Origin of the sequence: Bacillus sp. FF-1 (genome assembly GCF_028548245.1) — a bacterium.
Lineage (GTDB): Bacteria > Bacillota > Bacilli > Bacillales > Bacillaceae_G > Bacillus_A > Bacillus_A paranthracis.
Window position 1 is genome coordinate 126,214 of the sequence record NZ_JAQQGG010000006.1, and the last position, 14,745, is coordinate 140,958.

Consider the following 14,745-nt stretch of genomic DNA (forward strand, 5'->3'; position numbering starts at 1 on the left):
TAAATATAAGGTTTAAATACCATTTTCTGAAACAAGTTCATCATACTATACAAAACCATTCGTTATCAAGAACTTTCTCAAAAGAAAATTCGACACATTCTGATAATTCTGTCTTTTTATCGTACTATTAAGATATCAATAATACTTAAATATAGAAATGAATAAACTGTTTTCCTATAAACCACTCTCAATGCGCTTCGTATATTTTTCATATCGAATACACAATTGGAATTATAGCACATATTTCCACTTCAGCATCTAAATATTTTTTACAATAAATACAATTTTCAGACTACATTCGACTGAAACTATTTCATTTCGACATTATTTTCTTCTTTTCGAATGTTTTTTTAACAGAAAAAGGTGTTAATTTACAAAAAATTTACATATCAATGAGGTATTCTTCTATTTTTGAAAGCGCTTTTGATTTGTTTCTCAATATAGCTAACTACTAATCTGCAAAATATGATTTATTTTGCAGAGCTCATTTTATATAAAAAAAGAGCCCACATGTTGTGGGCTCTTTCTATTGAAATAAATTTCAATTAGCGAGTTACTGTTACTGGTTTGAAAGCAACAAGTTTGTTATTTTCTGTGTCAACTGTATTTAAAGTTGCATTATCTTTAAGTTCTTTAGCTTTAAGAGTTAATGTACCAGTTGCAAAGTTAACATTCTCTGCAGTTTCTAACTTAAGTACTACTTCTTTAGAAGCAGTTTCTTTTGCTGCTTTAGCAGAGTCTGCCGCTACCGTAAATGGCACACCATTTAAGTCAAATACAAGATCAGTTGCATCAACTTTTACAGCTTCAGAGAATGTAAGAGTTACTTCTTTTTTCTCTACATTTGTAACTTTAGCTGATTTAAATTCAGGAGCTTTTGTATCTTTAACTTCTAATAATAGGTTTGTTGTACCCATTTTCACACCAGATGCATTTGCAACATTAGCTACTGTAAATTTCACTGTTTCTGATTTTTCGAAAGTGAATGTTTTTGGTAATTCGATTGTAGCAGTATCACCAGATAAAGTGATTAGTGTACCTTCTGGTAATTTAGCTCCTGCTAATGTGTAGTTGTTTACGTTAGCAGCTGATTCTGCACCTTGGCCACCTTTTACTACTTTATCAAATTTCACTGTAATAGTATTTTCAGCCTTATTGAATGCTTTTTCTGTTACCTTTGGAGCTACTTTATCAACTACTACTTCTTCTTCTTTGTTTTTCTCAATTTTTACATCTGCAGTAAATGCTGCTGAATTATTACCAGCTGTATCTTGAATAAATCCTTTTGAAGCAGAAACTTTATAGTTACCTGCAGCTGGGAATGTTACAGTGATACCTTTTTTATTATCTTTCGCAGCTTCTACAGTCACTTTTGTTGTTACATCTTCGCTTGTATCTTGATTAATGATACGAACAACTGATTTATCAAATTTAGCTGTGTCAACATTTACTTCTTTATCAAATGTAAATGTAGCCTTTTGATCTTTTTCTGCTACAACTTTTACGAAGTTAGGAGCTACAACATCTTTTGTAACTTTTACTTCTTTAGATACTTTTTGACCTACGTTGTTAGCTAAATCTTTGTAAGCAGTAAATTCAACTGTAAGGTTTACAGATGTTTCTTTTTCTGTAAGAGCAGCTGGCACTGTTACAAGTGCTTTTGTTTGATCGTCAGTAAGTGCGATTTCCGTGTTAGGTAGTACTTTTCCATCTTTCTTAACTACTACTTTACCTTGACCATCTTTAATAAGCTCTTCTGAGAATGTTACTTCTAAAGTAGCTTTTCCACCAACAAGTTCTTTCACTTTAATATCTTTAACTTCTGGAGCTGTAACATCTTTTTCTACTTTGTACGTAGCTTTACCTTCGTACATTTCCATTTTGTTACCAGCTAAATCTGTAGCGCCAGTCACGATTACGTTAAATGCTTCGCCATTTTTAACTACATCTTCAACTTGAGCTTTTGTTAATGTAACTGCATTGCCAGCAGGCGTAGCTTTGATTTGTTTACCGTTAATTACAACAGTAACTTCATCTCCACTTAATTTTTCACTGAATACAACTTTAACATTTCCATCTGGAGTAGATACTGTAGATACAGTTGGAGCTACTTCATCGTTAAAGAAGATTACTTCTAATGCTTTTGGAATGTCTTTTCCATCTACAGATTTAACATCTTTAACATGTGCAACATAAGCTTGTTTATTTACAAGTGCATTTTTTAATGTAATAGTTGCTGATTTTTTATCTTTGCTTAACTCAACTTTTTCAATTTCAAGTTCTTTTGAACCTTCTACTACTGAGAAGTTAGCAGACTTATTTTCTTTTAACTCGGCTAAATCTTTAACTTCAGTACCGAATTTAACTTCGATTTCTTTAGCATTTACTGCTTTAATAGACTCAACTTTAGCTTCTTCTTTTTGTCCGAACTGCTTGTCAGTTTTAGCAATAAATTGAGCTGCTTCTGCTTTCGTTACAGATTTATTTGGCTCCCATTTGTCGCCAGTACCTACAGAGATTCCTAATTTAACTAGGATGTTAGCTTTATCTTTACCCCAGCTATCTTTTAAATCATCGAATTTAGTTTCTAAAGGACCGTTTACTTTAGTATCTAATTTATAAGCTTCTACAAGAAGAGATGCCATAGAAACGCGGTCGATTTTTCCGTCTGGATCGAATGTGCCGTCGCCTTTACCTTGAACAACGCCAGCTTTTTCAACTGCTGCGATGATTGCAGAAGCCCAGTGGTTTTGAGAATCAGCGTAAGATGGTTTAGCACCTTTTTCGATTGGTAAGTTTAAAATTTTAGCCATCATTGTAGCTGCTTCTGCACGAGTGATTTCACGATCAGGAGCGAATGTACCATCGTCGTTACCTGCGATAGCGCCTTTTTCTACTAGGTAGTAAACTGATTCTTTAGACCAGTGACCATCTACGTCTGGGAATGTTTTACCTGCTGCTGCTACTGGAGATACAACACCTGCTACCATTGCTGCTGTCATTGTACCTGCGATTACTTTTTTGTAAGAGTTAGTCTTTGCCATTTTATATATTTCCTCCTTAGGAATGTAATACTAGTTACATAATGTTTTAAATAGATATTCTATTTATTTTTGAAACTAGTAGATATAAATGTGGTTAAATTATTCCTTATACAGAATAATAGAATATCCCGTATTAAAGATATCATAAAGAAATCATACACTCTTTTCATCTAATTTAAAACCTTAAATTCGACAAAAAAAGTGAATTTTCACAATTCGAAACGATCGTTTTTTCGACTTTTGTTTTAAAGAATCCAGATTGCGAAATCTGAATATTTTAAATGAATAGAAAAACGCGTCTGAATTACATTTATAACAATCTTCTTATAACCATTTACAACTATAACAGAAAAACGTTTCCAATTTCAATATTTAACTATAAAGATATTACGACATTAATCGACAACTTATTTTTCTATGATTCGACATTTTTATTACCATCAGATTCCCCAAAATTACCATACCTATTTTTTTATCATTTACTAAATAAAACGTTAAATACAAACATTCAATATATATTAATGTTAGGATTTTTAAACATACATCTTATCTCTCAAACTTCTTTCTTTATGAGCATACATTTACAATCACTTGCGTAATTCGACATTTTTCTACAAATTTATTTTTTCTTTCGACATTTTCTTTTTCAAAAAATAAAAAAGAGGATGTCCTCTTAAATTAAGATCCCATTCCTCTTTTTTTGAACTCTTTTGAATTCAAGTCACTTATGATGTATCGAGACGCTGTTGAAATTTGCTCTCGTAATTCTTCTACTCTTTGTTCCAATGTTTCTTGTACATATTCTTTTTGTTCTAATTGCTTCGTTGCGACATTATACAAAGTTTCAGACGTCCAATCACCATCTACGTTTCCGATAATCGGCTGATTTACTTGTTGTAAAAATGAATCGATCTTTGGATCATATGAAATACCGACCATAGGAATATTAGCAACCGCAGATAGTATGAGTGCATGCAGTCTCATACCGATTAGAAGCGAACATTCCGACAAAATTGAAATTTTCTCATGAATATCGAGCTTATACGGAAGCATATGAGCTTCTTCTCCCATTAAATTAATAATATCGCGTGATGCATTTTGATCAAATGGTCCATGCATTGGTACGAATAAAATATGGTATCCATCACGCTTAAATTTTTTCAGCGTATCTGCTAGCTTCTTCATATAATCTTCTTTCGCGTCCCAATACCTCACACTAACTGCAATTACTTTCCCTTGAATCGCATGTTTTTGCAACCACTCCGACTTCATTCCTTCTGGTTGACATGCCAATACTGGATCTGGAACTAGTTCGATATCCTTCTTAATACCAATTTCTTTTAAATACAAAAATGAATCTTCATCACGAACTGATATATATTCCGCTTTTGATACTTGCCATTTCACTAATAAACGATTTTGTCTTTTCGTAATTGGACCAATTCCTTGCGCATAAATATAATACGGCTTCTTCAAAAAACGAGCAATTCGCATAATACCCGTATAGTACAAAATACTTTTAATACTCGTTTTATCTTGAAGGAGGCTTCCTCCTCCGCTAATTAAGCCATTACTTCTCTTTATTTCCTTATAAATTGCTCTTATATCCCAGCGATTTACTGCCTCTACACCGTACATTTTTCTTGTATAGTCGGGGTCATTCGAAAGTACAACAAGCTCAAGAGTAGGATCCTCTTCATGTAGCGCTTTAATAATTGATTGCAAAATTGCTTCGTCCCCAACATTATAAAAACCATAATATCCTGATAAAACTAACCGCACTCTTAATCTCCTCCAACATTTCGCAATCAACTTTTTGTCATTCAACAAATCGCTATCAACTCTTTAATAAGAAAAGTTGGATAACTTTAAATTGATTTCTTTCCCAAACATATAAATAGCCATACTCATTTATGGATAAATTTACTTACGTAAAAATGGAATTTGCTTTTTGGATATCCAGTTCAACTTTAATGCGCATATGCCATATATAAACAAGGCCACACAAAACGCTACACCGCTATATATTATTGCAATAAGTCTAGAATCTACCACATTTATGAACGTAGATGTGAAATATAATCCTATACCTACTATACTCGATACTCCAATTACAGCAAAAAATCTACCCATTCGAATCGAATAAGCCAATTCTTTTCGAATGTATATATAATTTACGATACAAATCATGATATATATGATAAGTGTACTATAAGCCGCACCAGTTATGCCAAATTGACTTACAAGTACTATATTTAATATGACTTTTACAAAACTCGCTCCAACAACTATCCACGCCGCTTGCTTAGAACGGTTAATTCCTTGCAAAATTCCTATTGATAATACCATAAGTGATGTGAAATACGAACTACCAATTAAAATAGCTAACATTCCGCTCCCTTTCGCATCTGTAAACAATCCAACATTTAACGGGACTGCAAGTGCCATGAGCCAGATTGTTATCGGCGTTGTTAAAACATGGGCAAGCTCATTTGTTCGTTCAATTGTTTGTTTTGCTAACGCTACATCCTTCTTTGTTAATGCAGCCGTTAACAAAGGGATTAACGGAAATATCATCGCACTTGCAAACACGACAATTAATTGTGTAAACGCAAATCCACGACTATATATACCAAATTGTTCTTGAATCGTTGTAGTGGATTCATGCAACATATGTGGAATCGTTACAGAATCAACTAAATTTAACACCGGCATCGATAATGCTCCAACTGCAATTGGAATCGAGACCTGAAGTATCTTTTTTGCATTATCTTTAAAATCTTGTAGTGAATATGTATTACTTTTATAACGATATATACTTTTTACATACTTCATTCTCAAATAGATAAGTGACGTAATTACTCCAAGGCAAGAACCAATCATTGCGCCGCCTGTTACAACATCACTCTCTTTATTCCAATATACAAATAAAAATGCAATTGCTAACATAAAGAAAACACGAATGAACTGCTCAATTACTTGTGACACCCCGGTAGGAATCATATCTCCAAAACCTTGGAAATATCCTCGATATACCGCCATATATGGTGCGATTAATAACGCAAACGAAGTTACGATTAATGGAAGTCTTGTATCTTGTCCACCAAGCATATTTGCAAACATACTTGATCCAATCATAATAACTGAAAATCCAAGCACTCCAAATATTACTCCAATAATAGATGCTGAAGTAAATAGTTTGGCAATTCCGTTCTCGTCATTCTTCTCATGAAGTTCAGCGATTAATTTTGATATAGCTAGCGGTACTCCCGCTACTGATAAAGTTAAAGCTATCATATACACAGGAAAAACAAGGCGAAAAATCCCCAGTACTTCATCTCCTGCTATATTTTGTAATGGGATTTGAAAAAAACTTCCCAACACTTTCGATAGAAACGTTGTAATCGTTAAAATCGCAGCGCCTTTCACAAACTTATTATTCATCTTCTAGCTCTTTTCTTTCAATATATAATTTCCATACATATTACAATATAAAACGAGATAGCTATATTCTTCTCTTTTTTGAAAAATTTCACTTTATCTCATTTAGCTATCATACCAAATTTCTTATACATTGAATACTCTCTTTCTTTCTATGTTTTAAATATAGTATGTACACTAACGCCTTATTTATATCCAGTTATTTCTTCAATTTACTACTTCTACTTATTCGGGATAAACATGTGCTATAATGTAGCTATTGTCAGTAAGAGGAGTGTTTACAACATGCTGAATTCGGTAAAAAAGCTGTTAGGAGATTCTCAGAAGAGAAAACTAAAAAAGTATGAACAACTTGTTCAAGAAATTAATAATCTGGAAGAAAAACTATCTGATTTATCTGATGAAGAATTGCGTCATAAAACGATCACATTTAAAAACATGCTTCGTGACGGAAAAACAGTGGATGATATAAAAGTTGAAGCGTTCGCTGTTGTACGTGAAGCAGCAAAACGTGTACTTGGATTACGTCACTACGATGTACAGTTAATTGGTGGCCTTGTACTATTAGAAGGTAATATTGCAGAGATGCCAACTGGTGAAGGAAAAACATTAGTTTCTTCTCTTCCAACATACGTACGTGCTCTTGAAGGAAAAGGCGTTCACGTTATTACTGTAAACGACTATTTAGCAAAACGAGATAAAGAATTAATTGGCCAAGTTCATGAATTTCTAGGTTTAAAGGTTGGATTAAATATTCCTCAAATCGATCCTGCCGAAAAGAAACTTGCTTACGAAGCTGATATTACATACGGTATTGGAACAGAATTTGGCTTTGACTATCTACGTGATAATATGGCTGCTTCAAAAGATGAGCAGGTGCAACGTCCTTATCATTTTGCTATTATCGATGAGATTGATAGCGTTTTAATTGATGAAGCGAAGACGCCTCTTATTATCGCCGGTAAAAAATCAAGCAGCTCTGATTTACACTATTTATGTGCAAAAGTTATTAAATCATTCCAAGATACTCTTCATTACACATACGATGCAGAAACGAAATCTGCTAGTTTTACAGAAGACGGTATTACAAAAATAGAAGATTTATTTGATATCGATAACCTATATGATTTAGAGCATCAAACTTTATATCATTATATGATTCAAGCATTACGAGCTCATGTCGCTTTCCAATGTGATGTTGACTATATTGTACACGATGAAAAAATTCTACTTGTAGATATTTTCACGGGCCGCGTTATGGATGGTCGCTCTTTAAGTGATGGTTTACACCAAGCTCTTGAAGCAAAAGAAGGCTTAGAAATCACAGAAGAAAATCAAACACAAGCATCCATTACAATTCAAAACTTCTTCCGTATGTATCCAGCACTATCTGGTATGACAGGTACAGCAAAAACGGAAGAAAAAGAATTTAACCGTGTATATAACATGGAAGTTATGCCGATTCCGACAAATCGTCCAATCATTCGTGAAGACAAAAAAGACGTCGTATACGTAACAGCCGATGCAAAATATAAAGCTGTACGTGAAGATGTTCTAAAGCACAATAAACAAGGACGCCCGATTTTAATTGGGACAATGTCTATTTTACAATCAGAAACCGTTGCCCGTTACTTAGATGAAGCAAATATTACATATCAATTATTAAATGCAAAAAGCGCAGAACAAGAAGCTGATTTAATCGCAACTGCTGGACAAAAAGGGCAAATTACAATTGCGACGAATATGGCCGGACGAGGTACTGATATTTTACTAGGTGAGGGTGTTCACGAACTTGGTGGATTACATGTAATCGGGACAGAACGCCATGAATCGCGACGCGTTGACAATCAGCTAAAAGGTCGTGCTGGTCGCCAAGGTGACCCAGGTAGCTCTCAATTCTTCCTTTCTTTAGAAGATGAAATGCTAAAACGTTTCGCACAAGAAGAAGTCGAGAAATTAATGAAATCACTGAAAACAGATGAAACAGGACTTATTCTAACTTCTAAAGTCCATGATTTTGTAAACCGTACACAATTAATTTGTGAAGGTAGCCATTTCTCCATGCGTGAGTACAATTTAAAGTTAGACGATGTAATAAATGACCAACGTAACGTTATTTATAAATTACGTAATAACTTATTACAAGAAGATACAAATATGATTGAAATTATTATTCCAATGATTGATCATGCTGTAGAAGCCATTTCTAAGCAATATCTTGTAGAAGGTATGCTTCCAGAAGAATGGGATTTTGCTAGTTTAACAGCAAGTCTAAACGAAATTTTATCAGTAGAAAATATGCCATCATTATCAGCAAATAATGTACATTCACCGGAAGATTTACAATCCGTTTTGAAAGAAACATTATCTCTTTATAAAGAGCGCGTAAATGAGCTAGATAGCCATACTGATTTACAACAGTCGCTACGATATGTTGCCCTTCATTTCCTAGATCAGAACTGGGTCAATCACTTAGATGCAATGACCCACTTAAAAGAAGGCATCGGACTAAGACAATATCAACAAGAAGACCCTACTCGTCTTTATCAAAAAGAAGCTTTAGATATCTTTTTATACACATATGGTAATTTCGAAAAAGAAATGTGCCGCTATGTTGCAAGACATTTAGGTGTTCCTGAAAACGTACAATAACGAGGTGAAAGATTATGTTATCATTCCTAAAAAAAGCTAAGAAAAACGGAAAAGATACGACTGTCTCTAGTAATCAACTATTCGGACAAGAAAGCACACATACTGAAAATAAAACTGTAAAACCAACGCTTTACTTCCACCCTAGCTGGGGTGCAGTAGGACAAGAACAAAAATACATTTATCAATTTTTACATAAAGAACTACCACGTTTAGAAGAATATCAAATTTCTTTATCTGGAATTGAGATTGAAAAGCGTGATAACGGTTATGACGTAGCTGTATTTATTCGCAGCACTGTTCCGAAACCAATTTCTTTCGAAGAAGTTACATTAATTCTTCTAAATAAAGAGAAAAAATTATGCGCACGAAAAACATTCAACCTTTCTGCATTAGGAGATATTCCTGCAAATGTAAATATGCCGTTTATCTTTACATTTGAGCAAGAAACAATTACAGATGCTGAATTATCGCAAACGGATTGGGAATTAGCGTTCGAACTTGAAAGTAAGCATGTATTAGATTTAGATCCATCTTGGGAAGCTCAGTTACCTGAAGCAAGCAAAGAAGCTTTACGTAATTTCGTAGACAATTTAACACCTCCAAATGATGGTGAAATTAACTTCCTAGGTCTGCAAGCTGCACGAAAAGAAAACGGCGATTTACATACAACGCTTCTTATTCGTAACGGTTGTAAAGACAACATTCAACTAGAGCAACTTCCTCTTCATATTGAAGATGCCACAGGTGCAGTTGTTGTTAAAGGCGCTTTCACATTACCGAACCTTGAAATTAAAGCGAACACTACAAAACCGTGGTCATTTGTCTTCCCTGCTTCATCTATATTAAAAGAAGATATGGACCTATCTTCTTGGAAGGCACTTGTACCACAGGACTAATCATAGAGAAGCTCGCCTCTCTTACTTTTTTTCATACAAAAAGCCTGCTCAAAAAGATGGTCATCACACCTCTTTGGACAGGCTTTTTCTTTATGTAAAATTTATTTCGTTACGAATAAACGTTCAATATGATATTCAGCTTCTAATTTGCACATTTCATCTGCATGCTTTACTTTATTTCTTTTTAATTGCTCCACTTGTTCTTCGCTCGGTTTTTCATTAATAAGCTCGTTAATTTTTTCATTTACTTTCATTGCTAACGCTTGATGGAAATCTGGATGTCCTTTCAACTCGTCATCTACTTTATTGATCCAAGTTGATTTTGTGTATAAATACTGTTTCCACTGTTCAACAAATTGTTGCATATCAAACTTTTCTTCGTTCCATTCAATTTCTTTCATATACTTCTCAAAAGAAACAACAATTGAGCGTGTAATCCCAATCTTCACTCCGTGTGGTAACTGTTTGTACATCAATTATTCCCTCCAGCTTAAAGCTCTTCCTTCTGACAAAAAAGGAATCTCAAAATTCATATACATTACTATAATATCACATACCTAATCTAGAATGTTACTATACTGCTAAGAGGAATAAATGTCAACATACACATAACATCTTTATATAAAGATGTTACAAACAACAAAAACACCCTTATATAAGGGTGTTTCTTCATATAGTTTCCGTTTTTACAAATAGTAATTTATCTTTCTGCTCATTACTCGCCATCACTACTAACGTCTTTTTAATATGAGCAGGTACTTGCTCTAGCGTTACACTCAATCCTGATTTATCCGACTGCTCAATGAAATTCAATAACGCCATAGCTCCTGATACATCCATATAGCGTGCATCTTTCATACGTAAAACAACCGGAGATTTTACGTCTTGTAAAGCATAAAAAACACGATCCACTGTTAAAAACGAAAGTGGGCCTTTAATTTTATATGTCGCTTCTTTTTCTTTTACAATAGAAGATTTACGTTCTTTACATTTCACCATGTATATAATGAAGGAAAGAAGAATTCCGAAGCCAACAGCGATCATTAAATCAAACTTCACTGTGACAATCATCGTTACGAGCATAACAACGACATCACCCTTTGGCGCTACATGCATTTTCTTCATGCTTTCCCAATCAAACATGCCAATACCAGTTAAAATTAAAATACCTGATAATACAGCAAGCGGAATGTATTGCACGACTGATCCAAGTCCCATAATGAAAATAAATAATATAACACTATGCATACTTGCTGAAAGCGCCGTTTTACCGCCACTTCTTATATTAACGATAGATCGTACAGTTGCACCTGCCCCTGCTAATCCGCCAAACAATCCGCTCATCATATTACCGATACCTTGTCCGACAAGTTCTTTATTACTTTTATGACGTGTCCCCGTCACGTTATCCATTACGACCGATGTTAACAACGAGTCAATCGATCCTAATAAAGCAATACTAAGCGCTGGTAAAACAAGTTCTGCTACGCCTGTTCCACTTAAAGATGGAATATGAAGCGTTGGCATCGCTTCTGGAATCGTCCCAATCTTTTCAATCACCTTATTTAATGACAAATTTCCGATAACCGGTAACCTCACTGTAAGCCCTTCTAACGCAGAAGAAAATAAAGGAAGCATAGCTGTCACACCTACTAATGCGACTAAACTAGATGGGATTGCCTTAATCCACTTTCCTGAAACAATCATGACAATAATCGTTAATACGACGAGTAGAAAACTATTTTGCACATGTTTCATTTCACCTAAAATAATAATTAATGCGATACCGTTCATAAATCCTGAAACGACGGGATACGGAATGTAACGAACGTACGAGCCAAGCTTACATACACCGAATAAAATTTGAAATAGTCCCGCCATCATAAATGCTATAAAACTCGCCTCTAATCCGTGCGTCGCAATAACCCCTGTTGCGATAACCGTAATTGGTCCAGTTGGCCCTGTAACCTGCCCAGGTGTACCACCAAATAACGCCGCAAATAAACCTGCAAAAATTGCACCATACAATCCGACTAGTGCTCCCTCAGATGTTCCCGTTGCAGCAATACCAAATGCAATGGCAAGTGGCAACGCAACAATTGCAACAGTAAAACCAGCTAAACATTCCTTTGCTATTTTTTGAAACATATAAATAACCACCTTCACATTAAGTCCACGTTCCATTGTACACCTAAAAAGATACATTCGTTAGTCCACTTTTTACAGTATCGTGACGTAAACGCATTCAATTATAAGTACCTATCGCATCTTTGGAAACCATTATAACTATGCTATAATGGATAAATTAAATCTTTTATTATATATTTGGAGGCACTATGCTAACTTTTGAAGAAAAATTATCAATTATTGAATCTTTCCCAGAATTAGAAAGAAAAAACGTATCATTAAAACGCGTGAACTTTCACTTTGAAGAAAGTCGTTTAGATAAAAAGAACGTTGTTTACCACTTACATCCAAATGGAAACGGCTTTGTATATGCAAGTGGCATTAAAGGTTACAAAACGGATGATAAAGGTATGGTTAACATCCGCGAATTTTCAGCAGATGAATTACGCTCAGTAATCGAGCAATCAATTGAATTACTTTCACAAGAAGAAATAGTAATTCCTGCAGAACCTGCGAAAGAAGAAGAATGGCAGAACGAAGACGGTCATATCCTTACTCTTATCTCAGAGGACGATATGTGGAACGTGTACGCTGGTGTAAATTTAGACGGTACATTTAACTCTTATCCAGAAGCTGCGGAATACCTTGATGAAGAAGGGTTTTCACGTAAATAATATAAAAAGCGGAGACTTATCGTCTCCGCTTTTTTCTATCCATCTGTTTCCGAACTAAAAACATAAGTACCTTATTTATACTCTGACGTTCATTATTTTTTTGAGCGTCTAAACACCCTCGCTCCTAAAATTAATGCGAGCATACCTGCAAGGATAGAAGTAGATTCAGTTGCTGTTCCACCTGTTTGAGGAAGTAATTTTGATTGCTTATCACTTTCTTTACTAGATGGTACTTCTAATTCACCTTGAGCATCAGATTTGTTTGAAACTTCTTGTTGCTCTTTTACTTCTCGTTTTTCTAGTACATTCAGATCTTCTGCCGTTTCTTCTTTATTTTTTTCTTCCTCTAGATTCTCCCAAGTTTCCGGTTTTTCTGTTACCTCCGGCTTCTCTAACACATTTGGCTCTTCTGTCACATTTGGTTCTTCCGGTTTTATTAAATCTTCTATTTCTTCTGTTGTTTCTTCTGTTGTTCCTTCTTTATTTTCTTCTTCCTCTAGGTTTACCCAGATCTCCGGCTTTTCTGTTACCTCTGGTTTCTCTAGCACATTTGGCTCTTCTGTCACCTTTGGCTCTTCCGGTTTTATTAAATCTTCTATTTCTTCTGTTGTTTCTTCTGTTGTTCCTTCTTTATTTTCTTCTTCCTCTAGGTTTACCCAGATCTCCGGCTTTTCTGTTACCTCTGGCTTCTCTAGCACATTCGGCTCTTCCGTTACCTTTGGTTCTTCCGGTTTTTCTAAGTCTTCTAGTTCCTCTGTTGTTTCTTCTTTATTTTCTTCCTCAATCGGTTTCACCCAGATCTCCGGCTTCTCTTTTACCTCTGGCTTCTCTAGCACATTCGGCTCTTCCGTTACCTTTGGCTCTTCCGGTTTTTCTAACTCTTCTAGTTCCTCCGTTGTTTCTTCTTTATTTTCTTCTTCAATCGGTTTCACCCAGATTTCCGGCTTTTCTTTTACCTCTGGTTTTTCTAGCACATTCGGCTCTTCCGTTACCTTTGGTTCTTCCGGTTTTTCTAAGTCTTCTAGTTCTTCTGTTGTTTCTTCTTTATTTTCTTCTTCCTCTGGTTTCACCCAGATCTCCGGCTTTTCTGTTACCTCTGGTTTTTCTAGCACATTCGGCTCTTCCGTTACCTTTGGTTCTTCCGGTTTTTCTAACTCTTTCAAGTCTTCTGTTGTTTCTTCTCCAACTTCTTCTTCCACTGGTTTTACCCAGATTTCCGGCTTTTCTTTTACCTCTGGTTTTTCTAGCACATTCGGCTCTTCCGTTACCTTTGGCTCTTCCGGTTTTTCTAACTCTTTCAAGTCTTCTGTTGTTTCTTCTTTATTTTCTTCTTCCTCTGGTTTCACCCAGATTTCCGGCTTTTCTTTTACCTCTGGCTTCTCTAGCACATTCGGCTCTTCCGTTACCTTTGGTTCTTCCGGTTTTTCTAAGTCTTCTAGTTCCTCTGTTGTTTCTTCTTCAACTTCTTCTTCAATCGGTTTTACCCAGATCTCCGGTTTTTCTGTTACCTCTGGTTTCTCTAGCACATTCGGCTCTTCCGTTACCTTTGGTTCTTCCGGTTTTTCTAAGTCTTCTAGTTCCTCTGTTGTTTCTTCTTCAACTTCTTCTTCAATCGGTTTCACCCAGATCTCCGGTTTTTCTGTTACCTCTGGCTTCTCTAGCACATTCGGCTCTTCCGTTACCTTTGGCTCTTCCGGTTTTTCTAAGTCTTCTAGTTCCTCTGTTGTTTCTTCTTTATTTTCTTCTTCCACTGGTTTTACCCAGATCTCCGGCTTTTCTTTTACCTCTGGCTTCTCTAGCACATTTGGCTCTTCTGTTACCTTTGGTTCTTCCGGTTTTTCTAACTCTTTCAAGTCTTCTGTTGTTTCTTCTTTATTTTCTTCTTCCACTGGTTTTACCCAGATCTCCGGT

At 35.2% G+C, this 14,745-nt stretch carries 9 protein-coding genes; 3 read left to right on the top strand and 6 right to left on the bottom strand.

Annotated features, from left to right (window positions below; all coding sequences use genetic code 11):
• Window positions 1-545: 545 nt before the first annotated feature.
• The 3 genes from PQF83_RS19865 to PQF83_RS19875 form a co-directional block, all read right to left on the bottom strand.
• Window positions 546-3,044 carry an S-layer homology domain-containing protein gene (locus tag PQF83_RS19865; protein WP_001140745.1) on the bottom strand — a complete coding sequence of 833 codons (2,499 nt, stop codon included), beginning with the start codon at window positions 3,042-3,044 and terminating at the stop codon, window positions 546-548.
• A gap of 678 nt (window positions 3,045-3,722) precedes the next feature.
• Window positions 3,723-4,826 carry a polysaccharide pyruvyl transferase CsaB gene (csaB, locus tag PQF83_RS19870; protein ID WP_001241608.1) on the bottom strand — a complete coding sequence of 368 codons (1,104 nt, stop codon included), beginning with the start codon at window positions 4,824-4,826 and terminating at the stop codon, window positions 3,723-3,725.
• Window positions 4,827-4,967: 141 nt separating this feature from the next.
• Window positions 4,968-6,488: a putative polysaccharide biosynthesis protein gene (locus tag PQF83_RS19875; protein WP_001060183.1), complete on the bottom strand. Its 1,521-nt coding sequence runs from the start codon at window positions 6,486-6,488 to the stop codon at window positions 4,968-4,970.
• 282 nt (window positions 6,489-6,770) lie between these two features.
• Between PQF83_RS19875 and secA2 the strand changes: the two genes are divergently transcribed.
• Both secA2 and PQF83_RS19885 read left to right on the top strand, forming a co-directional pair.
• On the top strand, window positions 6,771-9,137 hold the full coding sequence (gene secA2 / locus PQF83_RS19880) for an accessory Sec system translocase SecA2 (RefSeq protein WP_000935184.1): 2,367 nt from the start codon (window positions 6,771-6,773) through the stop codon (window positions 9,135-9,137).
• A gap of 14 nt (window positions 9,138-9,151) precedes the next feature.
• Complete coding sequence (locus tag PQF83_RS19885) at window positions 9,152-10,033, top strand: accessory Sec system S-layer assembly protein (protein ID WP_000948197.1); 882 nt, start codon at window positions 9,152-9,154, stop codon at window positions 10,031-10,033.
• A 101-nt stretch (window positions 10,034-10,134) separates the two neighbouring features.
• Here PQF83_RS19885 and PQF83_RS19890 read toward each other — a convergent pair whose 3' ends face one another.
• Both PQF83_RS19890 and PQF83_RS19895 read right to left on the bottom strand, forming a co-directional pair.
• Window positions 10,135-10,506 carry a hypothetical protein gene (locus tag PQF83_RS19890; RefSeq protein ID WP_000278023.1) on the bottom strand — a complete coding sequence of 124 codons (372 nt, stop codon included), beginning with the start codon at window positions 10,504-10,506 and terminating at the stop codon, window positions 10,135-10,137.
• 196 nt (window positions 10,507-10,702) lie between these two features.
• Entirely contained in the window at window positions 10,703-12,217 is a 1,515-nt protein-coding gene (locus tag PQF83_RS19895; protein WP_001996803.1) for a SulP family inorganic anion transporter, read from the bottom strand.
• Window positions 12,218-12,369: 152 nt separating this feature from the next.
• Here PQF83_RS19895 and PQF83_RS19900 point away from each other — a divergent pair, with 152 nt between their 5' ends.
• Complete coding sequence (locus tag PQF83_RS19900) at window positions 12,370-12,834, top strand: hypothetical protein (RefSeq protein ID WP_000955011.1); 465 nt, start codon at window positions 12,370-12,372, stop codon at window positions 12,832-12,834.
• Window positions 12,835-12,926: 92 nt separating this feature from the next.
• Here the strand turns inward: PQF83_RS19900 and PQF83_RS19905 are convergent.
• Window positions 12,927-14,745 (bottom strand): LPXTG cell wall anchor domain-containing protein (locus PQF83_RS19905; protein ID WP_272792310.1); only part of this gene is annotated, 1,819 nt, incomplete at its 5' end.